Here is a 23975-nt window from a genome sequence, read left to right on the forward strand (position 1 = left end):
AATACCTTCAGGAACAAACCGCGTGCGATTATTTGCCCAACTAAGCTGGTACTTTCGTCGGGAGTGGCAACGCTACCTCGGCGCCGTATGCCTGCTTATTATCATTGCCATTTTGCAGTTGATCCCGCCGAAAGTGGTGGGATACGTCGTGGATGGCGTCACCGAACAGCATTACACCACCGCACGGGTGCTGATGTGGGTTGGCACGCTGGTGCTGACGGCCGTCATTGTTTATCTGCTGCGCTACGTCTGGCGCGTGCTGCTGTTTGGCGCGTCCTACCAGCTGGCCGTAGAGCTGCGTGAGGATTTTTATCACCAGCTGAGCCGGCAGCATCCCGAATTTTATCTGCGCCATCGTACCGGGGATCTTATCGCGCGCGCCACTAACGATGTCGATCGCGTGGTCTTTGCCGCCGGGGAAGGGGTGCTGACGCTGGTGGACTCGCTGGTGATGGGCTGTGCGGTGCTGATCGTCATGTCCACACAGATCAGCTGGCAGTTAACCCTGCTTGCCCTGTTGCCGATGCCGCTCATGGCGTTGGCGATCAACCGCTACGGCGAACAACTGCACGAGCGTTTCAAGCTGGCGCAGGCGGCGTTTTCGTCGCTAAACGACCGCACCCAGGAGAGCATGACCAGCATCCGGATGATCAAAGCGTTTGGCCTGGAAGACAGACAATCGGCGCTGTTCGCGGCCGATGCCGCCGACACGGGGGCGAAGAACATGCGCGTGGCGCGTATTGACGCCCGGTTTGACCCGACCATCTATATCGCGATTGGCATGGCCAACCTGCTGGCGATTGGCGGCGGAAGCTGGATGGTGGTTCAGGGGACGTTAACCCTGGGGCAACTGACCAGCTTTGCCATGTATCTGGGGCTGATGATCTGGCCGATGCTGGCGCTGGCCTGGATGTTTAACATCGTGGAGCGCGGCAGCGCTGCCTATAGCCGCATTCGCGCCATGCTGGCCGAAGCGCCGGTGGTCAATGACGGTAGTGAAGTGGTACCAGAAGGGCGCGGCGTCATGAAAGTCGACATCCGCCAGTTTGTCTATCCGCAAACGGAACATCCGGTACTGGAGAACGTCAGTTTTACCCTTCAGCCCGGCCAGATGCTGGGCATCTGTGGCCCGACAGGATCCGGCAAAAGTACCGTGCTCTCACTGCTCCAGCGCCATTTTGACGTTACGCAGGGCGATATTCGCTTCCATGATATTCCCCTGACCAGGCTGGTGCTGGATGAGTGGCGAGGCCGACTGGCGGTCGTCAGCCAGACGCCGTTCCTGTTTTCAGACACCGTGGCAAACAACATTGCCCTTGGACGCCCAAGGGCGACGCAGGAAGAGATTGAGCATGTGGCGAGGTTAGCCAGCGTACATGATGACATTCTGCGCCTGCCGCAGGGCTACGAAACGGAAGTCGGGGAACGGGGCGTGATGCTGTCCGGGGGACAAAAACAGCGTATCTCGATTGCGCGTGCGCTGTTGCTGAATGCGGAAATCCTGATCCTGGATGATGCCCTTTCCGCCGTGGATGGCCGTACCGAACATCAGATCCTGCATAACCTGCGCCAGTGGGGTGACGGGCGCACGGTGATTATCAGCGCCCACCGTTTGTCGGCGCTGACGGAAGCCAGCGAAATTCTGGTATTACAACATGGGCATATTGCCCAGCGCGGGCAGCACGAAACGCTCGCGGAGCAACCAGGCTGGTATCGAGATATGTATCGCTATCAACAGCTTGAAGCGGCGCTGGACGATGCGCCAGAACACGCTGAGGAGGCCGACAATGCGTAAGCTCGGAACAATGTGGCCGACGCTGAAACGTCTGCTGGCCTATGGCTCGCCGTGGCGTAAACCGCTTTCCGTGGCCGTGCTTTTACTGTGGATTGCTGCAGTGGCTGAAGTGAGCGGCCCGCTGCTCATCAGCTACTTCATCGACAATATGGTTGCCAAAAGCTACCTGCCACTGGGGCTGGTGGCGGGCCTGGGCGTAGCCTACGTAGGTTTGCAACTGGCGGCCGCCGGTCTCCACTATGCCCAGTCGCTGCTGTTTAACCGGGCCGCCGTGGGCGTCGTACAGCAGTTGCGCACGGACGTCATGGACGCCGCGCTTCGCCAGCCGCTCAGCGAGTTTGATATCCAGCCCGTCGGGCAGGTGATTTCGCGCGTGACCAACGACACCGAGGTGATCCGCGATCTGTACGTGACCGTGGTAGCAACCGTATTGCGAAGCGCAGCGCTGATTGGTGCGATGCTGGTGGCGATGTTCAGTCTCGACTGGCGCATGGCGCTGGTGGCCATCACTATCTTCCCGGCAGTGCTGATCGTGATGGTTATCTATCAACGCTACAGCACGCCGATTGTGCGTCGGGTGCGCACTTACCTGGCCGACATCAATGATGGCTTCAACGAAGTGATCAACGGCATGAGCGTCATCCAGCAGTTCCGCCAGCAGGCACGTTTTGGTGAGCGGATGGGGGAAGCCAGCCGTTCGCACTATATGGCGCGCATGCAGACGCTGCGGCTTGATGGGTTCCTGTTGCGCCCGCTGCTGAGCCTTTTCTCCGCGCTGGTGCTTTGCGGGCTGCTGATGCTTTTTGGCCTGAGCACACAAGGGACCATTGAGGTGGGCGTGTTATACGCCTTTATCAGCTACCTTGGCCGCCTGAACGAACCCTTGATCGAGTTGACGACGCAGCAGTCTATGCTCCAGCAGGCGGTGGTGGCAGGGGAGCGTGTCTTCGAGCTGATGGACAGGCCGCGTCAGACCTACGGTAACGATGATCGTCCTCTGCAAAGCGGGGCGATTGCCTTTGATAACGTCTCCTTTGCCTACCGCGACGACCAGCTGGTACTGCAGGATATCTCGCTTGCTGTTCCGTCACGCGGGTTCGTGGCGCTGGTGGGGCATACCGGCAGCGGTAAGAGCACGCTAGCCAGCCTGTTAATGGGGTATTACCCGGTCAGCCGCGGTGAAATTCGCCTCGACGGACGCCCGCTGGCGTCTCTCAGCCACACCGTGTTACGCAAAGGCGTTGCGATGGTGCAGCAGGATCCGGTCGTCCTGGCCGATACCTTCTACGCCAATGTAACCCTGGGGCGAGACTACACTGAGGAGCAGGTCTGGGACGTGCTGGAAAAAGTGCAGCTGGCAGCGCTGGCGCGCGGGTTTAGCGACGGCATCAGGACGAAACTGGGCGAGCAGGGCAACAATCTTTCTGTTGGACAAAAACAGCTTCTGGCTCTGGCGCGCGTGCTGATTGAAACGCCGCAGATCCTGATTCTGGATGAAGCGACGGCCAGCATTGACTCCGGCACCGAGCAGGCCATCCAGCAGGCACTGGCTGCCGTACGCGACCATACCACGCTGGTGGTGATTGCCCACCGCCTGTCCACCATCGTCGATGCGGACACGATCCTGGTGCTGCATCGCGGACACGCCGTTGAGCGCGGTACGCACCGCGAACTTCTGGAGGCAAAAGGGCGTTACTGGCAGATGTACCAGCTGCAGCTGGCGGGCGAAGAGCTGGCAGCCAGCGTGCGCGATGAAGAGTCGCTTAGCGCCTGATGCACTAAAATGAGGCGATGCGCTAACAGTCATTCCTGTTGGTGCAAAACTGAAACGCACCCTGCACCGGCATGGTGCGTTTTTTTTCGCCGGTTCGTTAATCAGGACCGTGTAATGCTCATCACACCGCTGTTCCCTCCGGTTTTCATTTCTGGCACACCCCTTGCAATAGCTTCTGCGTAAGCTGCGGCCATTACCGAATTCTGACTGGAGGGGATCTATGAAGCTGGTTACGGTTGTAATCAAACCATTCAAACTCGAAGACGTGCGTGAAGCGCTGTCTTCAATGGGTATTCAGGGACTGACTGTCACCGAAGTGAAAGGCTTTGGTCGTCAGAAGGGTCATGCCGAGCTTTATCGCGGGGCGGAATACAGCGTTAACTTTCTGCCAAAAGTAAAAATTGATGTCGCGATTGCTGACGATCAGCTTGATGAAGTCATTGATGTCATTAGCAAAGCGGCCTACACCGGCAAAATTGGCGACGGCAAAATTTTCGTTGCCGAACTGCAGCGCGTCATTCGCATCCGTACCGGCGAATCTGACGAAGCGGCACTGTAATTAACGCCTGGCACACAGTGATAGGGATCGAGAAAATGAAGATAGCAACACTTAAAACGGGTCTGGGTTCGCTGGCGCTGCTGCCGGGCCTGGCGCTGGCTGCGCCTGCGGTGGCAGACAAAGCCGATAACGCCTTTATGATGATCAGCACCGCGCTGGTGCTGTTCATGTCCATTCCGGGCATTGCGCTGTTCTACGGCGGCCTGATCCGTGGCAAAAACGTTCTCTCCATGCTGACGCAGGTTGCCGTGACCTTCGCACTGGTCTGCGTGCTGTGGGTGGTTTACGGGTACTCCCTCGCTTTCGGCACCGGCAACGCATTCTTCGGTAACTTCGACTGGGTGATGCTGAAAAATATTGAACTGACCGCGCTGATGGGCAGCTTCTATCAGTATATTCACGTGGCGTTCCAGGGCTCGTTCGCCTGCATTACCGTCGGGCTGATTGTGGGCGCACTCGCCGAGCGTATTCGCTTCTCTGCCGTCCTGATCTTTGTGGTGGTCTGGCTGACGCTCTCCTATGTGCCGATTGCGCACATGGTCTGGGGTGGCGGTCTGCTGGCGACGCACGGTGCGCTGGACTTCGCTGGCGGTACCGTTGTGCACATTAACGCCGCGGTAGCGGGTCTTGTGGGTGCCTACCTGATTGGCAAACGCGTGGGCTTCGGTAAAGAAGCGTTCAAACCGCACAACCTGCCGATGGTCTTTACCGGTACAGCGATCCTCTACTTTGGCTGGTTTGGTTTTAACGCAGGCTCAGCAAGTGCCGCGAACGAAATTGCCGCGCTGGCCTTTGTGAACACCGTTGTGGCCACGGCGGGTGCGATCCTCTCCTGGGTCTTCGGCGAGTGGGCGGTGCGCGGTAAACCTTCCCTGCTGGGTGCCTGCTCGGGTGCGATTGCCGGTCTGGTCGGTATCACCCCTGCGTGTGGGTATGTCGGTGTCGGCGGCGCGCTGCTGGTCGGCCTGGTGTCGGGTCTGGCGGGTCTGTGGGGCGTGACGGCGCTGAAACGTCTTCTGCGCGTGGATGACCCTTGCGATGTGTTTGGTGTGCACGGCGTGTGCGGCATTATCGGTTGTATCATGACCGGTATCTTCGCGGCGAAATCACTGGGTGGTGTGGGCTATGCGGAAGGCGTGACCATGGTTCATCAGGTGCTGGTGCAGCTGGAAAGTATTGCGATCACCGTTGTATGGTCTGCCGTTGTCGCTTTCATTGGCTACAAACTGGCGGATATGACGGTCGGCCTGCGCGTACCGGAAGAGCAGGAACGCGAAGGTCTGGACGTCAACAGTCACGGCGAGAATGCGTATAACGCCTAAGGTAAAAGCAAAACGGCAACTTCGGTTGCCGTTTTTAGTGTTTGTTCCCTCTCCCTGTGGGAGAGGGTCAGGGTGAGGGCATCAGGCCGCACAAGGTAAAAGCAAAACGGTAACCTCGGTTGCCGTTTTTTTGTATTTATTCCCTCTCCCTGTGGGAGAGGGCCAAATCACCCTCTGTTACGCATCACCCCTTCCTGCACCGTTGAAGCCACCAGCACGCCATCCTGCGTATAAAACTCTCCACGCACAAACCCACGCGCGCTTGATGCCGACGTGCTCTCCACGCTGTAGAGCAACCACTCGTTCATATTGAACGGACGGTGGAACCACATGGAGTGATCAATCGTCGCAACCTGCATCCCTTTTTCGAGGAAGCCGACGCCGTGTGGCTGCAGCGCCACCGGCAGGAAGTTGAAATCTGACGCATAACCCAGCAGATACTGATGAACGCGGAAGTCCTCTGGTACGGTACCGTTAGCGCGGATCCAGACCTGGCGCTTCGGTTCCGCGGTGTGACCTTTCATCGGGTTGTGGAACTCGACGGGGCGGATCTCAAGCGGTTTATCGCAGAGAAACTTCTCTTTAACCTGTGGCGGAAGCAGATGCGCCAGCGCACGGGCGATATCGGTCTCTGATTGCAGCGAGTCGGGGGACGGGGCCGGAGGCATCTCTTTCTGATGTTCGTAGCCAGGCTCCGGTGCCTGGAAAGAGGCGGTCATGTAAAAGATGGGCTTTCCGTTCTGGATGGCCGCGACGCGTCGTGCGCTGAAACTGTTGCCATCTCTCAGGACTTCAACATCATACACAATCGGTTTCGCGCTATCGCCAGGACGTAAGAAGTAGCTGTGGAATGAATGCACCAGACGGTCTGCCGGGACTGTCTCCTTTGCAGCGTACAGCGCTTGTCCTACGACTTGCCCACCGAAGACCTGGCGTAAGCCTAGATCTTCGCTCTGTCCGCGAAAGAGTCCTTCCTCAATTTTTTCCAGGTTCAGTAATGTCAGCAGATTGTTCAGTGCCTGACTCATAGTTGTCCTCAATAAACGCCGTAGCGAAAGATAGGCTGAGTATAACGCAGAAATGAAAGTGGTCCGATGGGTAGATTAATCTGAATATCGGGACGATTTCAGGCATTAATCAGTGATTTGTGCCACACTTATATGCGTTATGTGATTGAAACGACATCGGATGGGATCGATCCCGCTGGTGCATTGATGATAAGGAGACTTCAATGAAACTCGTGCCCATGCTAAGTGGTGTAGCTATTGCGGTGGCGTTGTCCGCCTGTGCCGGTAAGAGCGCCCAGGTGCCAGTGCCAGCGGCAGATCCGAACGGGATCAATACCCTTTCGCAGCAATCCATTCAGCAGCCTAACGTTTCCGGTACTATCTGGATTAAACAGAAAGTGGCGTTACCGCCGGATGCGGTGTTAACGGTGACCCTGTCGGATGCTTCCCTGGCCGACGCACCATCGAAGGTTGTGGCTCAGCGTGCCGTCCGAACTGAGGGCAAACAGGCGCCGTTTAGCTTCGTGTTACCGTATAACCCATCGGACGTGCAGCCGAATGCCCGTATTCTACTGAGTGCCGCGGTAACGATTAACGGTAAGCTGGTCTTTATCACCGATACGGTCCAGGAAGCGATCAACAACGGTGGGACAAAAATCGACCTGAACCTGGTTCCTGTGCAGCAGACTGAAGTGCCTGTCGCCCCGGCGACCGGTCAGCCGTCCCTGCCAACCCCACCCACTCAGATGTAATGAGTGTATTTCCCCTCTCCTGCGGGAGAGGGGTCAGTACACCCAGCGGTATTTCTGCAAATCGATCTGCCCCGACCCGGAAACCTGCACACCCTCTGACAGTAACGCCTGACGCTGGCGCTGAAGATCTGGCCCGGTGAGCGAGATGGCGCCGTGTCGATTCACCACCCGATGCCAGGGCAACGTACTGCCTTCCGGTAACCGTTTGAGGACGCCGCCAACCTGTCGTGCCGCACGAGGGGAACCCGCCAGACGCGCCACATCACCATAGGTAGTGACATAGCCTTCCGGAACAGAGGCCACTATTTGCCATACACGCTGTGGAAAGGAGTCGTGTTCGTCCATACCTTCACCTGTGGGGATGTTCTGGGCAACCATGGTAAACGAAGATGGTCATGATTGCTGCGCCTGTTTGCGCAAGAAAACAGCATCCGGTTTCTGGCGGCTTGCAATTGGACGTTAGCACAGGGATAATGCGCCAGCGCGTTGGTTATCAACGCTCTCAATGGGGGCTCTGTTGGTTCTCCCGCAACGCTACTCTGTTCACCAGGTCAGGTCCGGAAGGAAGCAGCCAGGGCAGACGACGTGTGTGCCGGGATGTAGCTGGCAGGGCCCCCACCCATTTGTGCTCCCAATAATTCTTGTTTTCAGTGTTTACCTGGTGCTGCGCAAGTGGCGTATCAATGCCTGCTGGATGTGAGCAGCTTTATGCTGTCGATTACGAGGTGCGGTTTCCCACTAACCGTATATTTTTTCATTTATGAGTACTCAGAAATGGATAATTCTCTCAGACGTTTGCCACCTTTATTGAAAAGTGCCGTAGGAACGCCAGGTAAAGCAGGAAACTTTCAGCGCGACGTGATTATCGTGCAATACCTGTTTAATCTCATTAAGCCTATCATCCAGTATGACATCCCAGAAGATGGGATTATTTCCCCGACATTGATCAGAACCATCAGCCAGTTTCAGTCCATTCATTTGCGTTTCCAGCATCCCGATGGGGTTATTGAGCCAGAAGGGAAGACTTTCCGTGGATGAGTTGCTGCTGCGATGAAATATCCCCTTGCGTCCCAACAATCGTCTTTCACATCTTCATTTTTTAGGCAACCTTCTGCCAATGAAAATAGCGTCCGTCAGCTGGTTAACGATTATCTGAGAAAAGAGCGCTACAACGTAGCAGATGAAACCCTTGAGCGAAGCAAGCTGATGGCACCTGGAATTGATGGGGCTGTATCGCTGACGGAGCAGGAATTTACTGAAGCCTGGGAAAATCTTAATCGTCGGGTAGAACTGAATATCATCAAAGCTTTTTCTATTGTGAAGTCGGGCGGACGATCTGGGTTTAATGCTTTAAATCTACCGATTATTGCGTATGAAGGGCATATTTTCCGTAAATACACCAAAAGGAAATACGATCAAACCCACCCTTTTTTGTCTTATAAAGATATAAAGAAAGCGGGTCCGAAATGGCAAAAAAACAATATCGACCAGCTTTCTGCATGGAATACCCTGGCGAAGGCTTACGCACTTGATGCCGAAGCTGCGATAAAATCGTGTTCATGGGGGATGTTCCAGATTATGGGTTTAATTACGAATCGTGCGGTTATAAAGATCTCGGCACATTTTTAAAAGATATGAAGTCTAATACCGGTAAGCAATTAAATGCTTTTTTACATTTGTGCAATAAGAACAGCTCACTACTGTCGGCAATGGTAAATAAGGACTTTTATAATATGGCATTCAACTATAACGGAAGCGATTTCGGTGATTATGACGTTAAAATTCGTAGAACTTATGAAAGTCTGGAGAAGGGGCGGAGATGAAAATTAAAATGATGCGCATAGTTTGCGGTTTTTCAGCCTTAATCGCGGCGTTTTCTTCGTATGCCACGACGCTACAGTCTGGCGTATATGAAGGTTTGTTACTCGCCGTCTCACCGACGGGCAATATCACCGGGTATTACTCTGAATCGGCTGAAGACAGCGTAAAACGTACCTGCACTTTCTTTCTGACAGGCCATGTTTCAGCGCAACAGCCAGACACCATCACTTCATGGTCTTCATCTGTGCTCGCGGGCCATATTGCCGCGAATACCGCGGGTGTCACATTAGCCATTCCTGATGGGCAAAACCATGCTGGGTGTATGAATGTGCTGATGCCTGAAATTGCGACAGGTCTGGAACTGGAGAGGACGCGGCAGACACAGTGGCAAACGCTGATGAAGGTAAGCAGCCCGCGGGCTTATCTGAGCTCCACGCCTGATGCCGCGACCCGGCGTAAAGCCTGGATCGTTAAAGGAGACGTAGTAGGGGTAATACAAACCCAGGCTGGCTGGGCAGAGGTAGAGTTTGTCGCCCGTAGCGGAAAAACGACACACGGCTGGGTGAATAGCAATGACGTTCAGCCGTTAACGCCTCCTGCATCCTGATCGGTTTATTTCTCCCCCTGAATTCAATATTGCCGGGCGATGCTTTCGCATCGGCAATCTCATTAAGCTAATCCGTAACGCTATTTTCCCCGCATGACCGCACCCTATGTCACTGAAAATAAGAGTTATAGCTAGCCGTCAGGGGCCCACCCATTTGTGGCTCCCGGCGTTCTTCCCCTGTTTTTTGTCTCTTTCTGAGATGTTAATCCCCATTAAGACTAAGCTTATAGCATGTAATATATATTTCATCGCGCTGAAATATTATTGTCATAAACCTGTAATAATAGACTGGCATTTTAGAATCGTATGTCTTTTTTCTAACATAATTCAAAAAAATATATATCTGGATAACGTTGTTAACTTCGTGTATTAAATAAAGTACTTATTCCGAAGGGAAGTGACAAACATGGCTACTGCAGTATTAAATGTGAAGATCGATGACGCGCTAAAAGAAAGACTTCGCCACTATGCGGAACACAATAACGAGAATTTAAGCGTGACGACAGAGAAACTGCTGCTGCTGGCGTTTGAAGCAGTAGAAGAGGCGGGAGTATCGGAAGAGGATATTGATAATCAGCATACGGAAGAAGAGAGTGTTTCTCCTTTTACTCCTAAAGAAATCAAAGCTCTACGTAAACTGCTGAAGAAGAGAAAATGAAACAACAACTGTCAACTGCCAGTGACTACAAAGAGGCCTGCGATCTGTTGCGTTCAGGCTACGTGAAGCATGTACGTCTTGGCTGGAATGTCGGAAGTGATGAGTTCTTTCGTATTGCGTCTGACTGGTGTGATACGGGCGCAAAAATAAAGAAAGACGGTGAAAGCTTCGTTATTTCACTGAAAGGTTTTCCTATTCCTGCTCAGCATTAACGACTAAACGGTGAAAACTGCTGACTGCATCTGTTACAGTCAGCAGTTTTTATTTTATGATCTGCTTCAAACTTTTAAATATTAAATGACGCTGCGTTTCACCGGCGGCACGTTTTTATTCAGAGCAAGCCATAGCGGTTTGATCCGCAGCAATGCCTGCTCAAGTTCTGTCGGTTCGAGCGAGAAGGGCATGCGTAAGTAGCGGTCAAACGCGCCCGATAAACCAAATCGCGTTCCGGTCCCCAGGTTAATCCCCAGAATCTCGGCTCGCGCAGCAAGCTGCGTTGCCAGCATGCCCGGGAGTTCTATCCAGTAAGAAAGCCCGCCTTCCGCTTCATGAAATGTCCACTCCGGGAAATGTTCACGCAAAAGGTCACCGCAACGATCGCGTCGCTCCGCCAGCATCTTCCGGCGTGCGGGCAGAAACGTCTCGCTGTTGTTCATGAGCCACAGCGTCGCCAGCTGCTCCAGCAGCGGCGATCCTAAATCCAGCGTGTCCCGCGTCTGGGCAAGCGTGGCGATAGTACGCGAGGAGGCGCGGATCCAGCCGAGACGCAGCCCGCCCCAGAAACTTTTTCCGGCAGAGCCCAGCGTGATGACGGTGGCCTGCGGGTTAAAGGCGGCCAGCGGCGGTGGGGGAGGCGAATCAAACCAGAGATCCACCATCGTCTCATCCACCACCAGTGCCGTACGGGTTTGTGCGGCAATATCGGTAATGGCCTGACGGGTGGCGCTATCCATACATCGCCCGGTCGGGTTATGAAAGTCTGGCATCAGATACGCCAGCCGCGGCGCTGTCTGGGCAAGCGTTGCCGCGAAGCCGTCCGTATCCCAGCCCGTTTCCGGCAGCGACACCCCCACGGGCCGACACTGTGCCCCCTGGATGGCGGCAATCGCCAGTGGATAGGTGGGATGATCAACCACGATGCGATCCCCCGGTCCGGTCATCATCCGCAGCACCAGCGCAAAGCCGCTGACGGCGCCATTCACCACCATCACTTCATCCGCACGGGTGGGAAGACCCCGCGCGGTATAGCGCGCAGCAATGGCTTCCCGCAGTGCCGGCAGCCCCAGCTGGTCGTAGCCCGTCAGCGCGAGGTGCTGCGTAATGGCCGTGAGCGCATGGGTATACGCCTGGTGGATCTCTGGTCCGGCGCTGAGGGCGGCGGTGGAGAGATCCAGTGCGGCGCTCGCCGCTGAGAGGGTGGGAACGGCGCGTGTATCCGGGAGGATCACGCGTGACCCGCTGCCGTGACGGCTTTCCAGGTAACCTTCTTCACGCAGATGGGCGAGGGCGCTGCTGATGGTGGTTCGGCTTACGTCCAGCGCAGAGGCCAGTTCGCGCTCGCCCGGCAGCCGCGTATTCAGTGCCAGCCGGCCATCAAGGATTAACAGACGCAATGCATCGGCCAGCTGACGCCAGAGTGGGGTACGGGAAGAGGTTTGCTGCCAGTGGCCTAACAGGCGTATCAGAGACTGGCTTCCGAAGCGGCGTGATGACATATGCAGTCCACTATTTGAAAACTGGACATTAATCATAGTGCCATTTTAGGTCAGGATGAAAGCCTGGTTCACTGGAGAAGCGAAAAATGGTACGTCGTCTGCTACAACTGTATGTCGGTCTGGGGCTGTATGGTCTTTCCACCGCGATGTTTATTCGTTCCGATTTAGGGGTCGATCCCTGGGATGTTTTTCACCTTGGGGTAGGGATGCAGCTGGGGATGAGTATCGGGACGGTGATCATTTTAACCGGCGCCGCGGTGCTGCTGCTGTGGATCCCCCTGCGTCAGATGCCGGGGCTCGGCACAATCAGTAACGTGATTTGTATTGGTCTGGCGGCGGATGCCAGCATGGCATTCATCCCGGAGGTGATTTCGTTGCCCATTCGACTCACGCTGCTGGTGGGCGGGATTGTGATGAACGCGATTGCGACCAGCATGTACATCGGAGCCGGTTTCGGCCCGGGCCCGCGCGATGGCCTGATGACCGGCATTCATGCCCGGATGGGATGGTCTATTCGCAGCGTGCGTACCTCCATTGAGGTCTCTGTCCTGCTGATTGGCTGCGTGCTTGGCGGCACGTTTGGAGTGGGAACCGTGTTGTATGCCCTGACGATTGGCCCGCTTATCCAGCTCTGTCTGCCCTGGTTCCGTCAGAAGCCGCGGATTGAGGACATCCCCCAGCCGGAGCGGGTTGTTTAATTTGCGAAGCGCTCACATGTTTTTCAGGGCGTCGCTGTGCCAGAATAGGACCTCCGAAACACGCGATGCCAGCATGCATGAAAGCAATCACACTCTATGATGTCGCCCTCCTTGCGGGGGTTTCTTATCAGACCGTTTCCCGCGTCATTAACGACGCGGAACATGTGTCTGCCCGCACCCGGGAAAAGGTGCAGCAGGCGATGGCGGAGCTGCACTACGTGCCTAACCTTCGGGCACAGCAGCTGGCGGGGAAACGCACCCGCACGCTGGGGCTCATCACCACCGATCTGGCCCTGCACGCCCCTTCGCAAATTGTCTCGGCGGTGAAATCCCGGGCGGCAGAACAGGGGGCGAGCGTCCTCATTTCGATGGTGGAACAGCCGCACCAGTGTCAGGCCGCGATTCAGGCGTTGCTGGCGCAGCGCGTGGAAGCGCTGCTGGTGAATGTTCCGCTTGACGATCCGGATGCCGAACAGCTCAGGGCGCTGGCATTGCCTGTCCCGGTGCTGTTTCTCGATGTCTCCCCTTCAGCGCAGGTCAATAGTCTCGTCTTTAATGCCGCGGAGGGCGCACGTCTGGGCGTTGAGCATCTGCTTTCGCTGGGGCATCAGCGCATTGCCCTGCTGAGCGGGCCGGAAAGTTCGGTCTCCGCACGGGCACGTCTGGCGGGCTGGAAAGCGGCCCTGGCAAGGGCGGGTCTTGACGCCGCCGCCGTGGCCTACGGTGACTGGAGCGCGGCCAGCGGATATGAGAAGGGGCATTTGCTGTTATCTGCGCCGGCATTACCGGATGCGATTCTGGTGGCCAACGATCAAATGGCCCTCGGGGTTATGCGCGCCTGCGCGGAAAAAGGGATCGCGATCCCGGGTCAGATATCCGTGGTCGGGTTCGACGATACGGCGGACAGCGCCTGGTTTTCCCCACCGTTGACGACCATTCGCCAGGCGTTTCGCGAGGCAGGCGAACGCAGCGTGGAGTGGTTGCTGGCGCCTACCGGGGACGAAGCGTGCTGGCAGGTTCAGCTGCCGGTGACGCTGGTGACCCGCCACTCCAGCGCGCGCCACACCCCCCTGCAGGCGGAGCACGAGACGCTGGCGCAACAGCTCAGAAGCCTGGCACTACTGGCGGAGCAGCTGGCCCGCAAGTAAGACTTTTGTGATCTGACTCGCTACCCCGCAAACGATCGCTTTACCGTTATCGGATGCCAGGGCATGTTAACTAAAATTGTGAGCGCTTCGCAAAGAGGTTACTATGTCCCATTCTTCATCGCTGACCCTCAGTGCCATTCTCGCCCGACGTGACTGGGAAAACCCGGGGGTTACCCAGTGGAACCGTCTGGCGGCACACACGCCGTTATACAGCTGGCGTGATGAACAATCCGCCCGGGATGACGCCGGATCTGTCAGCAGGCGCTGCCTCAACGGGATGTGGCGGTTCAGCTACTTTGCTGCCCCCGAGCAGGTTCCTCAGGCATGGGTCACCGAAGATTGCGCAGATGCTGTGGCCATGCCCGTGCCGTCTAACTGGCAGATGCAGGGATTTGACACACCCGTCTACACCAATGTGACTTATCCGATACCGGTTAACCCGCCTTTTGTTCCGCAAGAAAATCCTACCGGTTGTTACTCGCTCACATTTGACATGGATGTCTTACAGGCCGGGCAAACCCGCATTATTTTTGACGGCGTGAACGCGGCGTTTCATTTGTGGTGCAACGGGCAGTGGATAGGGTATTCGCAGGACAGTCGACTGCCCGCTGAATTTGACCTGACAACGGCATTACGCCCCGGGCAGAACCGCCTCGCGGTCATGGTATTGCGCTGGTGCGACGGCAGTTATCTGGAAGATCAGGACATGTGGCGCATGAGCGGTATTTTCCGCGATGTGTCCTTGCTGCATAAGCCTGAGACGCACATTGCGGATTACCATGTTGTTACCGACCTGAACGCGGATCTGGACCGCGCGGTGCTGAACGTGGAGGTCGCGCTGGCGGGCGCTGACTTCGCGGCGTGCGACGTGGCGATTAGCTTGTGGCGCAACGGTGAGCGCTGTGCAAGCGTCACCCAACAGCCTGGCTCTGCCATTGTGGATGAACGCGGAAACTGGGCCGAGCGGTTAACGGCGGTAATCCCCGTGGTGTCCCCCGCGTTATGGAGTGCGGAAACGCCGGAACTCTATCGCCTGACGATCGCGCTTCGCGATGCGCAGGGCAACGTGCTGGAGAGTGAAGCCTGCGACGTTGGCTTCCGCCGGGTTGAAATCAGCAACGGCCTGTTGAAACTCAACGGTAAACCCCTGCTGATCCGCGGGGTTAACCGGCACGAGCATCATCCGGAAAACGGCCAGGTGATGGACGAAGCGACGATGCGTCGCGATATCGAACTGATGAAACAGCACAACTTCAACGCCGTGCGCTGCTCGCACTACCCGAACCACCCCCTGTGGTACCGGCTGTGCGATCGCTATGGCCTGTACGTTGTTGATGAAGCCAATATAGAAACCCACGGCATGGTGCCGATGAGCCGTCTTACTGACGATCCGCGCTGGCTGCCCGCCATGAGCGAGCGTGTGACCCGCATGGTGCAGCGCGATCGTAATCACCCCTCCATTATCATCTGGTCGCTGGGCAATGAGTCCGGGCACGGCGCAAACCACGACGCACTGTATCGCTGGGTGAAATCCACGGACCCGACGCGCCCGGTACAATACGAAGGCGGTGGGGCGAATACAGCGGCGACGGATATCGTCTGTCCGATGTACGCCCGTGTCGATCAGGATCAGCCTTTCCCGGCGGTGCCGAAATGGTCGATCAAGAAATGGATCGGCATGCCGGATGAAACGCGGCCGCTGATCCTTTGCGAATACGCACATGCGATGGGTAACAGCTTCGGCGGGTTCGCGAAATACTGGCAGGCGTTTCGCAGCCATCCTCGCCTGCAGGGTGGGTTTGTCTGGGACTGGGTCGATCAGGCTTTGACGAAGAAAGATGAAAAGGGCAACGCCTTCTGGGCCTATGGCGGTGATTTTGGCGATAAACCGAATGACCGGCAGTTCTGCCTGAACGGGCTGGTGTTCCCCGATCGTACACCGCATCCGGCGCTGTATGAGGCGCAACGCGCACAGCAATTCTTCACCTTTACGCGGGTCAGCACCTCTCCGCTGGTGATAGAGGTGCAAAGCGGCTACCTGTTCCGTCACACCGATAACGAGGTGCTGAGATGGACGGTTGCCCGGGACGGGGAGGTGCTGGCTTCGGGCGAGGTGACGCTCGCGATGGCGCCTGAAGGCGCTCAGCGTCTGGAGATCGCCCTGCCAGAGATAAAGGCTGAACCGGGTGAAGTCTGGCTGAACGTTGAGGTTTATCAGCCGCGGGCGACGCCGTGGTCACCTGCCAACCATCGCTGTGCCTGGGCGCAGTGGCAGCTCCCGACGCCGCTGTTTATTGCACAGTCTGACCCGGTGGGTGAGCCGCCGGTGCTGACGCAAAGCGACGCCATGCTGATCCTGACGCACCGGCAGCAGCGATGGCTTTTCGATCGTGCTTCAGGAAACCTGACGCAGTGGCTGAACAATGGCGTTGAAACGCTGCGTTCACCGCTGAGGGATAACTTTACCCGCGCGCCGCTGGATAATGATATCGGCGTAAGCGAGGCCACGCGAATTGATCCTGATGCATGGGTTGAGCGCTGGAAGGCGGCGGGAATGTACGATTTAACCCCGCGGGTGCTGCATTGTGAAGGCGAGCAGCGTGCCAATGAGGCTGTAGTGACGACGCTGCATGCCTGGGAATATCGCGGAAAAGCGCTGTTCCTGAGCCGTAAGGTGTGGCGAGTGGACAGCCAGGGGAGGTTGCACGGCGATATTCAGGTGGATATTGCGTCCGATATCCCGGAACCCGCGCGCGTTGGCCTGTGCGTGCATCTCGCCGAAACGCCGGACAACGTTCGCTGGCTGGGGCTGGGCCCGCATGAAAACTATCCGGACCGAAAGCTGGCGGCACAGCAGGGGCGCTGGAGAGTGCCCCTGGAGGCCATGCATACGCCGTATATCTTCCCGACGGAAAATGGCTTGCGCTGTGATACCCGCGAGCTGGTGCTGGGAACGCATCAGCTGGATGGCCGCTTCCATTTCTCGGTGAGCCGCTACAGCCAGCAGCAGCTGCGAGAGACAACCCATCAGCATCTGCTGCGTGCAGAGCCCGGATGCTGGCTCAATCTTGATGCATTCCATATGGGCGTGGGTGGCGACGACTCCTGGAGCCCCAGCGTCTCGCCGGAATTTATTCTCCAGCAACGCCAGCTGCGTTATACCTTCAGCTGGCGGCAGACGCTTAACTGACCCGTGAGAGGCGGCCACAGGGCGTGGCCGCCTGCTTACCCCAGAATCCCGCTCAGGCCGTGCAGGCTCATGTAAATCCCTACAACAGTAATCAGCGCAGCGGAGATCCACGGCGCTTTTCGGGAAAGTTCGCTAAACCCGGGCCAGCGTTTTGTCGCATGTTTGAGGCTTAAGGCGGCAATCGCGCCGGAAGCGACCAGGGTGATCGCCAGACCAATACTGAAGCTGAAGACCAGCGTCGCGCCAAGGGCAAAATGCTTGAGCTGCAGGCAGATGAGAAGAACGGTGATGGATGCCGGGCAGGGGATGAGCCCGCCGGTCAGGCCAAACACCACGATCTGTCCGGTGGTGACGTTTTGGCCGCTGAAGCGCCGGTTAATATCCTGCGCGTGGGCGCGCTGGTGAGCGTCCTGCCACTCCTCATCAACCAGCGGATGTTCGTGGTGGTGATCATGCTGGTGGTCATGGTCATGGTCATGGTCGTGATGATGGTGGTGATGATGATGATCGTGCGGCTGGCTCTCTTTCCAGGTCCGCCATGCCATCCACAGGGCGATCAGGACGATCAAGACTCCCGAGATCAGCTGGAACCACGGCTCTGAAGTATGCGCATCCCAGCCCCGACCAAACCATAATCCGGCCATGGCAATAACCCAGACTACTGCCGTATGGGAAAGTGTGGCTGCCAGACCGAGCAGCACCGCCTGCTTCAGCGTGCCGCGGATGGCCACAATAAAGGCCGCCATCATCGTTTTTGAGTGGCCCGGCTCCAGGCCGTGTAGCGCGCCGAGCAGAATAGCGCTGGGAACAAACAGCCAGGCATTGCCCTGCTGCAGAAGTGAAGCAAAATCGTTCATGGGAAATTCCGGAGTGGAAAGCGTGCTCAGATAGTACTCCCCCCCAGTAGATTAATACTACCCCCCAGTAGAAAAATACTCAGGGGGAGTAGAGCGTGATATGCTTTGAATGCCAAAGAAGAGAAGGGATCGTCCGATGTCACATACCGTTCGCGACAAGAAAATGTTATTGAACCGCCTGAAGAAAATTCAGGGGCAGAGTAATGCTCTGGAGAAAATGCTGAACAGCGATCACGAATGCGCCGAGGTGCTACAGCAGCTGGCGGCGATCCGTGGCGCGGTTAACGGCATGATGATGCAGGTGATCGAAGGGCATTTAACCGATCACGTGGTGAAAGAGCCCGAAGAAGCGCAGCGTGAAGCCGATCTTGGCGTGGTGTTGCAGGTGATCAAATCTTATCTTAAGTAGCGTACGTTTCGAGGTTGTGTTCTGCCCAGAGAATAAATTCCGTTTTGGGCAGCGCTTTGCTGTAGTACCACCCCTGTCCATACTGCACGCCGTGTCGGTGCAGCCAGGCGAGTTGCCCTGCGGTTTCGACTCCCTCCGCGACCATCGCCAGCTTCAGCGATTTCGCCATTTCAATAATGTGCGGCGTCACGTTTTTATACTCCAGCGCATCCACGAATGATTTATCAATCTTGAGCGTGTCGACATCAAGGTCCTGCAGATAGCTCAGGCTGGAGTAGCCCGTTCCAAAATCATCAATATAGACAGGATGGCCCGCCCGGCGGAATGCGGCGATAGCCGGCGCGCTAATTTGAGGATCGGCAAAGCCACGCTCGGTTAACTCAAGGGCGATCTGTCTGGGATGGACTTGCCACTTATTCAGCAAGTGGCTCAGCAGCGGCGGCAGCGTGCCGGAGATCAAATCGGCGGGGGCAAGGTTAATGGAGATGTGCTGGTCGCCGTGCAGATGCAGCCAGTGGCCCATGTCTTCAAATACTTTTTCGATGACCAACTGCGTCAGCTGCGAAATGAGCCCCGTTTGCTCGGCCAGCGGCACAAAGATATCAGGAGAAAGACTGCTTCCGTCTGGCTGGGGCCAGCGCGTCAGCGCTTCTGCGCCAACAATTTTCCCGCTACACAGCGCCACGATGGGCTGATAGTGAACCACAAAATCGCGGCTGTTAATGGCGTCAAGCAGGCGATTGCGCGGCGACTGGATGCGACGCAGTATCCGCAGGACAAAAAGCGCGGCAAGCAGGCTTATCAGGATGCCGAAGGGCAGCCAGAACAGCAGCTGCCGGTGCCAGGTTTCAGCCAGCGGTTTGAGCGTCGCCCATGCGACAACGGTAAACCCCAGTTCGGGGACGGGCTTCATCACATACATCGAACCGTCGTACTGTACGCTGGTCATCTCCTGACCCTTGATCATGTCCCGGATGTGCGGATCGAGCGTATTGCTGCTGGCGAAGATGCGGCGTGTTGCACTTCCGACCAGGGCGGCATCAATCGCTATCTCACCGAAAGGGATCACATCCACCAGCGAAGCCGGATCGACCATGACCAGATAATGCCCTTTACCCAGCACAGCCATGTAGTGATTAAACCCAAGATCGTTTTGGGTGGTCAGCCATGCACTGTAACCATCTTCGGTAATGCGCATCGGCGGCGGGAAAGGGGATGCATGACTGGTTTGCTCCAGGGAGGAGCAGAGCGGTTTGAGGCTGTCGATATAAATCACTTCCTGGATATATCGCCACGAGAAAGCGACCCGTCGCATCTCCCTTAACTGCAACGGGCTACACGGCACGCCCTCAAAGGCCTGCAGGTGATCGAGCGCTTCTTTCGCCTGATCCACGACCCTGTCGGTGCGTATCAGCACGCGTGAGGCATAGTTATCCAGGGCATCGACAAATTTATCTTCTGCCTGGCGATGAGCCAGCCAGATGCTCAGGCAAATGGGGGCCAGCACAGAAAAGATAAGTATGCCGGTCACCAGACTGACCAGATGTCGGGTTTTCATGCTGTCGTTTCCTTCCTCGTATGCCCGCTCCTGAGCACTGAGTTCCCTGCCTGAAGAGAAAGTTTTTACCGCGAAATGATATAGTTATAGCACGTGGGTGGCATGGTTTTCATTTTATGTCAGGGAAACCCGAAAATATCACCCTGATAGAGGGGTTGTTTTTACAGCCTGGCCTGGATATTATTTTGTTATGTTATAACAAAACATATGAGGTTTATGATGAAACCAGATATCCATCCTGCTTATCGTATCGTGGTCTTCCACGACACCAGCGCCAATGAATATTTTAAAATTGGCTCAACCATTAGCACCGACCGTGAAATTGAGCTCGATGGTGAAACGTATCCGTACGTCACCCTTGATGTCTCGTCAAAATCGCACCCGTTTTATACCGGCAAGCAGAAAACGTTCTCCACGGATGGCAGCGCAGCGCGCTTCCGTAAGCGTTATGGCGGTTTTATCAATGCGAAGCGGGGCTAATCATGCAGGTACTTAACTCATTACGTAGCGCAAAACAGCGTCACCCGGATTGCCAGATAGTCAAACGCAAGGGACGCTTATATGTGATTTGCAAATCTAATCCGCGTTTTAAGGCGGTTCAGGGACGTAAAAAAAGACGCTAGACGCGTGTTTCTCGCCAGCTTTCCAGGGATCTTTTCTGTTTGCCATCGGCAGTAAAATTGTCGGTGGCAAGCCAGCCTTCAAAGGCGCTTGCCAGCGCCGGCCACTCTTTGTCGAGAATTGAAAACCAGTCGGTGTCCCGGTTATGTCCTTTTGTCACCAGCGCCTGGCGAAAACGCCCCTCAAACTGAAAACCCAGACGCAGGGCCGCTTTGCGGGACGGTTCGTTCAGACTATTGCATTTCCATTCATAACGCCGGTAACCGAGGGTATCGAAAACATACTGCATCAGCAGATATTGCGCTTCTGTTGACATAGGCGTGCGGCTTAACAGGGGAGAGAAGTGAACGTGCCCCACTTCCACAACGCCGTTTTTAGGATCGATCCGCATCAGGGCCAGCGTGCCGACCGGAGATTGGGTCTGGTTATCGATGACGGTAAAGTGCATGGGATCGGATAACTCACTCACGCTCGCGACCCATCCGGCGAACGCCTCTGCGGTGGCATCGGGCTCACGCAGCAGCCACGTCCAGCTGCGGGTATCTTCGGCCTGCGCATACGCGCAGAACAGCGCGTTAGCATGCTCCACCCGCAGCGGCTCAAGCCGGCAGTAACGACCCTGAAGTACCACCCGGGACGGATGTGGACGGGGTTGCCAGTCGATAAGCGGTTCGCCCACGGGCTGCCCAAACTGATTGATTGTCTTCATCTTCATCTCCGTGACGTTGAAAAGAGTTCCAGACTAATGAATTGCTGGTTCCTTAAAAAGAACCACCAGGTTATGTTTTGATGGTGCCACGAGGAGGTGAGATGAATATTCCGGGTGATGAACTGTATACCTTGCTCAATGCAGCGCTGAAAAAACGTGGCGAGGAGACGCTCCAGCGTACGCTCTATCTGGCTTTGCGGGAGGCCATTCTGAGCGGAAGACTCCTCTCCGGCTGCCAGCTTTCCGGTTCGCGCACGCTGGCCCGGCAGCTCTCCCTTTCCCGCAATACCGTCAATGCGGCGCTGGACCAGCTCACCCTCGAAGGGTATCTGCAGCGTAATCGCCAGGGAACGCGGGTAACACTGTTTGCTCAGCGTGCTGTCCCGAGGTCATTGCCGGACCCTGCCATCACGCTTGCCAGACGGGTCAGCCTGCTGCCTCCACCGGTGCCGCGGGATACCCCGGTTCTTGCCTTTACGCCGGGGACACCCGCCATTAACTATTTCCCTCTGCCGCTATGGCGGCGGTTGTATGACCGCGTGATGCGGGAGGAGGGAAGCGCCCTGTTAGGCTACGGCGACCCCGCCGGCGAGCCGTCGCTGCGGGCAGCGATTGCCCGGCACCTTGCCTTGTCCCGCGGCATTGACTGTGACGCCAGCCAGATAGTGATCACTGAAGGCGCGCTTGAGGGCGTCAACCTGTGCACGATGCTGTTGAGCGAGCCGGGGGATATCGCCTGGGTAGAAAACCCCGGCTACAGTGGGGCAAAAAGCGCGTTTGTTAAAACCGGCCTGACGATGAGGGGCATTCCGGTGGATGACGAGGGAATGTGCTGGGAGGGACTGAATGCGCCTTCTCCCGCGTTAATTTTTACCTCACCCTCACATCAGTTTCCTTACGGGAGCGTGCTCAGTGCCCGGCGGCGTCTGGCCCTGCTGGCGCTGGCCAGAGAGCATAACGCCTGGATTATTGAGGACGACTACGACAGCGAATTCCGTTATGCCGGTGAGCCCGTACCGGCGATGCTGGGAATGGTGGCGAATGCTCCCGTGGTCTATCTGGGAACGTTCAGTAAGACGCTGTTTCCGTCGCTCAGAATGGGATTCATGGTGTTGCCGCCAGCGCTGGCGACAGCGGCTCGTCCGGCCATTGGCTCGCTATTGCGCGGAGGGCATCGCGCGGAGCAACGTACCCTGGCGCTGTTTATTGAAGAGGGTCATTATGCCCGCCATCTCGCCGCCATGCGTCGGCTCTATCGCAAACGCTACCGCCAGTTGCGGGAAGTGCTGGTTACAGAGCTTCATACCCCGCACCGCATTCTGGCGGGTGAAGGCGGCATGCATCTGACGCTGGCGATAGACGGGATTGACGACCAGAAGCTGGTGGAGCAGGCGAGGGCGTTTCAGCTGGCACCCGCTGCGTTGAGCGGGTATTACCTGGAGGCGAAGCAGGGGAAAACCGGTCTGGTGTTAGGTTACGGCAATACCTCTGCTTCGCAGTTTGTGTCGGGGATCCGACGTATTCAGGCGCTCATTACGCAGCAGCAGGGCGGGAAAGGGTAAAAACATCGTAGAAAGAGAGCTGGCCTTTAGTGGAGACCATTTTCTGCAGCTTCTCTTTTTGCACGGTTTCCACTGCCGGAGAGCGCATGATGCTGTCGATAAGCTCCCCTGGTACGAAACGCGTGTTGTACCATTCGCCGTTGTAGCAGACCCGGAAATCGAGGACATCGATATCTTCGTAACGGTAGCGTGGGTTCACGTCAAAAAAGAAAAAGGCATTAAAGACGACAAACAGCACCACCAGCAGCCAGACGGAGTCCACCAGCGTTTCGGACTGGAGCATCACAATAAGCGTCGCCAGCCAGGCGGCATACATGGCGACAAACAGGCCAGGATGTTTGCGGATAAAGCTAATGCTAAAGCGCGGGCGATTATCGCGCTTTTCGCGGACGTTAAGATCGTCGATGGTGGCGATGAGCAGGCGCTGTATCTCGGTCATTTTTTGCCTTCATGAGAGTTGACAATACAGGGTGACCGCCAATTTTAGGGGAGCCATCAGGCTGAAAAAAGTAACAGTCTGGCGCTAAAAGACCATAACAGTTGGCTCCCCAGACCCTCACAGCGTTTTGATGATTTTTGCCGGGTTACCGCCCACGACGACGTTAGCCGGAACGTCTTTCGTCACGACGGCACCGGAGGCCACCACCACATTATCCCCTATCGTGACGCCAGGGTTAATGACCGCCCGACCACCGAGCCAGACATTATTCCCAATGGTGACGGGTTTTCCAAACTCCACGCCGCTATTACGCGCTTCCGCGTCCAGGGGATGGGTAGCCGTATAAATATGCACACCCGGTGCGAGCATGCAGTTATCGCCAATATGAATGGGGCAGACATCCAGCATCACGCAATCGAAGTTAGCGTAAAAGTTTTTGCCGAGATAAATGTTATATCCATAGTCACAGCGGAAGCTCGGTTCAATATAAGCCCCTTCGCTTTGCCCCAGAAGTTCCGCCAGAATGTTCTGGCGTTCTGTTTTTTCATCCGGCGCGGTGTGGTTATAGCGATAAATCAGATGGCGGGCTCGCAGTCGGTCGGCCCGTAACGTCTCATCACCGGGGCGGTAATGTTCACCGGCAATCATCTTCTGTTTTTCTAAGCTCATGGGAAACCTCTCTGGATGTCATTACCGCAGGGTAATCGGAACAGACCAGAAGGGGAACGTTCCCGACAAGCTGGTGTGACTGTAGTCACAACATTGTTGCTGATG

General features: G+C 56.3%; 23 protein-coding genes, 1 other RNA gene and 2 pseudogenes. 18 read left to right on the forward strand and 8 right to left on the reverse strand.

The window, feature by feature from the left end:
• Positions 1-22 precede the first annotated feature (22 nt).
• The 4 genes from GM298_RS11035 to amtB all read left to right on the forward strand — a co-directional run bounded on the left by GM298_RS11035 (position 23) and on the right by amtB (position 5450).
• Entirely contained in the window at positions 23-1795 is a 1773-nt protein-coding gene (locus GM298_RS11035; protein ID WP_095449299.1) for a SmdA family multidrug ABC transporter permease/ATP-binding protein, read from the forward strand.
• A complete protein-coding gene (locus tag GM298_RS11040; RefSeq protein ID WP_266154109.1) occupies positions 1788-3569 on the forward strand; it encodes a SmdB family multidrug efflux ABC transporter permease/ATP-binding protein in 1782 nt (593 codons plus the stop codon). Before GM298_RS11035 ends, GM298_RS11040 begins: the two co-directional genes overlap by 8 nt.
• Positions 3570-3789: 220 nt before the next feature.
• The gene (gene glnK / locus GM298_RS11045; protein ID WP_008503304.1) at positions 3790-4128 is read left to right on the forward strand and encodes a P-II family nitrogen regulator; all 339 of its coding nucleotides are present in this window, start codon (positions 3790-3792) and stop codon (positions 4126-4128) included.
• A gap of 35 nt (positions 4129-4163) precedes the next feature.
• The gene (gene amtB, locus GM298_RS11050; protein WP_025756166.1) at positions 4164-5450 is read left to right on the forward strand and encodes an ammonium transporter AmtB; all 1287 of its coding nucleotides are present in this window, start codon (positions 4164-4166) and stop codon (positions 5448-5450) included.
• 167 nt (positions 5451-5617) lie between these two features.
• On the opposite strand, the gene tesB is transcribed toward amtB, so the two are convergent.
• The gene (gene tesB, locus GM298_RS11055; RefSeq protein WP_045285231.1) at positions 5618-6478 is read right to left on the reverse strand and encodes an acyl-CoA thioesterase II; all 861 of its coding nucleotides are present in this window, start codon (positions 6476-6478) and stop codon (positions 5618-5620) included.
• Between the two features lie 203 nt (positions 6479-6681).
• Here tesB and GM298_RS11060 point away from each other — a divergent pair, with 203 nt between their 5' ends.
• Positions 6682-7209, forward strand: coding sequence for a YbaY family lipoprotein (locus GM298_RS11060; RefSeq protein WP_025756165.1), 528 nt, complete (start codon positions 6682-6684; stop codon positions 7207-7209).
• Between the two features lie 33 nt (positions 7210-7242).
• Here the strand turns inward: GM298_RS11060 and GM298_RS11065 are convergent.
• Positions 7243-7640, reverse strand: a pseudogene (locus tag GM298_RS11065) (MGMT family protein).
• Positions 7641-7724: 84 nt separating this feature from the next.
• Between GM298_RS11065 and ffs the strand changes: the two are divergent.
• From ffs to GM298_RS11095, 6 genes and pseudogenes are all read left to right on the forward strand, one after another.
• Positions 7725-7821: signal recognition particle sRNA small type (ffs, locus tag GM298_RS11070), an RNA gene on the forward strand.
• A gap of 162 nt (positions 7822-7983) precedes the next feature.
• Positions 7984-8247: a hypothetical protein gene (locus tag GM298_RS11075; protein WP_229235364.1), complete on the forward strand. Its 264-nt coding sequence runs from the start codon at positions 7984-7986 to the stop codon at positions 8245-8247.
• A 168-nt stretch (positions 8248-8415) separates the two neighbouring features.
• A pseudogene (locus GM298_RS11080) lies at positions 8416-9032 on the forward strand (N-acetylmuramidase domain-containing protein).
• On the forward strand, positions 9029-9637 hold the full coding sequence (locus GM298_RS11085) for a hypothetical protein (protein WP_266154110.1): 609 nt from the start codon (positions 9029-9031) through the stop codon (positions 9635-9637). The pseudogene GM298_RS11080 and the gene GM298_RS11085 overlap by 4 nt, the downstream one beginning before the upstream one ends.
• Positions 9638-10043: 406 nt before the next feature.
• Positions 10044-10295, forward strand: coding sequence for a hypothetical protein (locus GM298_RS11090; RefSeq protein ID WP_025756163.1), 252 nt, complete (start codon positions 10044-10046; stop codon positions 10293-10295).
• Positions 10292-10507 carry a hypothetical protein gene (locus GM298_RS11095; RefSeq protein WP_023334722.1) on the forward strand — a complete coding sequence of 72 codons (216 nt, stop codon included), beginning with the start codon at positions 10292-10294 and terminating at the stop codon, positions 10505-10507. Before GM298_RS11090 ends, GM298_RS11095 begins: the two co-directional genes overlap by 4 nt.
• 81 nt (positions 10508-10588) lie before the next feature.
• Here GM298_RS11095 and GM298_RS11100 read toward each other — a convergent pair whose 3' ends face one another.
• The gene (locus tag GM298_RS11100) at positions 10589-12010 is read right to left on the reverse strand and encodes a PLP-dependent aminotransferase family protein (RefSeq protein ID WP_259565499.1); all 1422 of its coding nucleotides are present in this window, start codon (positions 12008-12010) and stop codon (positions 10589-10591) included.
• 86 nt (positions 12011-12096) lie between these two features.
• Between GM298_RS11100 and GM298_RS11105 the strand changes: the two genes are divergently transcribed.
• The 3 genes from GM298_RS11105 to GM298_RS11115 all read left to right on the forward strand — a co-directional run bounded on the left by GM298_RS11105 (position 12097) and on the right by GM298_RS11115 (position 17046).
• Positions 12097-12708, forward strand: coding sequence for a YczE/YyaS/YitT family protein (locus tag GM298_RS11105; RefSeq protein ID WP_025756161.1), 612 nt, complete (start codon positions 12097-12099; stop codon positions 12706-12708).
• Positions 12709-12785: 77 nt separating this feature from the next.
• Complete coding sequence (locus tag GM298_RS11110) at positions 12786-13856, forward strand: LacI family DNA-binding transcriptional regulator (RefSeq protein ID WP_266154111.1); 1071 nt, start codon at positions 12786-12788, stop codon at positions 13854-13856.
• A gap of 103 nt (positions 13857-13959) precedes the next feature.
• Positions 13960-17046: a beta-galactosidase gene (locus GM298_RS11115; protein ID WP_266154112.1), complete on the forward strand. Its 3087-nt coding sequence runs from the start codon at positions 13960-13962 to the stop codon at positions 17044-17046.
• A 35-nt stretch (positions 17047-17081) separates the two neighbouring features.
• Here the strand turns inward: GM298_RS11115 and GM298_RS11120 are convergent, their stop codons facing one another.
• Positions 17082-17903, reverse strand: a complete 822-nt coding sequence (locus GM298_RS11120) for a nickel/cobalt efflux protein RcnA (protein WP_266154113.1) — start codon at positions 17901-17903, stop codon at positions 17082-17084.
• Between the two features lie 136 nt (positions 17904-18039).
• Between GM298_RS11120 and GM298_RS11125 the strand changes: the two genes are divergently transcribed.
• On the forward strand, positions 18040-18312 hold the full coding sequence (locus GM298_RS11125; protein ID WP_045285236.1) for a metal/formaldehyde-sensitive transcriptional repressor: 273 nt from the start codon (positions 18040-18042) through the stop codon (positions 18310-18312).
• On the opposite strand, the gene GM298_RS11130 is transcribed toward GM298_RS11125, so the two are convergent.
• Positions 18305-19870: an EAL domain-containing protein gene (locus GM298_RS11130; RefSeq protein WP_266154114.1), complete on the reverse strand. Its 1566-nt coding sequence runs from the start codon at positions 19868-19870 to the stop codon at positions 18305-18307. The genes GM298_RS11125 and GM298_RS11130 overlap by 8 nt on opposite strands.
• A gap of 219 nt (positions 19871-20089) precedes the next feature.
• Here GM298_RS11130 and GM298_RS11135 point away from each other — a divergent pair, with 219 nt between their 5' ends.
• Positions 20090-20350: a type B 50S ribosomal protein L31 gene (locus GM298_RS11135; RefSeq protein ID WP_259565834.1), complete on the forward strand. Its 261-nt coding sequence runs from the start codon at positions 20090-20092 to the stop codon at positions 20348-20350.
• Positions 20351-20352: 2 nt separating this feature from the next.
• Positions 20353-20493, forward strand: coding sequence for a type B 50S ribosomal protein L36 (ykgO, locus tag GM298_RS11140; RefSeq protein WP_003859006.1), 141 nt, complete (start codon positions 20353-20355; stop codon positions 20491-20493).
• On the opposite strand, the gene GM298_RS11145 is transcribed toward ykgO, so the two are convergent.
• Positions 20490-21200 carry a GNAT family N-acetyltransferase gene (locus GM298_RS11145; RefSeq protein ID WP_025756156.1) on the reverse strand — a complete coding sequence of 237 codons (711 nt, stop codon included), beginning with the start codon at positions 21198-21200 and terminating at the stop codon, positions 20490-20492. The two genes, ykgO and GM298_RS11145, sit on opposite strands and share 4 nt — an antisense overlap.
• 101 nt (positions 21201-21301) lie before the next feature.
• Between GM298_RS11145 and GM298_RS11150 the strand changes: the two genes are divergently transcribed.
• Positions 21302-22762, forward strand: a complete 1461-nt coding sequence (locus tag GM298_RS11150; RefSeq protein ID WP_266154115.1) for a PLP-dependent aminotransferase family protein — start codon at positions 21302-21304, stop codon at positions 22760-22762.
• Here GM298_RS11150 and GM298_RS11155 read toward each other — a convergent pair.
• Both GM298_RS11155 and maa read right to left on the reverse strand, forming a co-directional pair.
• Positions 22734-23201, reverse strand: a complete 468-nt coding sequence (locus GM298_RS11155; protein WP_266154116.1) for a YlaC family protein — start codon at positions 23199-23201, stop codon at positions 22734-22736. The genes GM298_RS11150 and GM298_RS11155 overlap by 29 nt on opposite strands.
• Positions 23202-23318: 117 nt before the next feature.
• The gene (gene maa, locus GM298_RS11160; RefSeq protein WP_047957900.1) at positions 23319-23870 is read right to left on the reverse strand and encodes a maltose O-acetyltransferase; all 552 of its coding nucleotides are present in this window, start codon (positions 23868-23870) and stop codon (positions 23319-23321) included.
• Between the last annotated feature and the right edge of the window lie 105 nt (positions 23871-23975).

Source organism: Enterobacter sp. HSTU-ASh6, from assembly GCF_026319105.1.
Taxonomy (GTDB): domain Bacteria; phylum Pseudomonadota; class Gammaproteobacteria; order Enterobacterales; family Enterobacteriaceae; genus Enterobacter; species Enterobacter sichuanensis.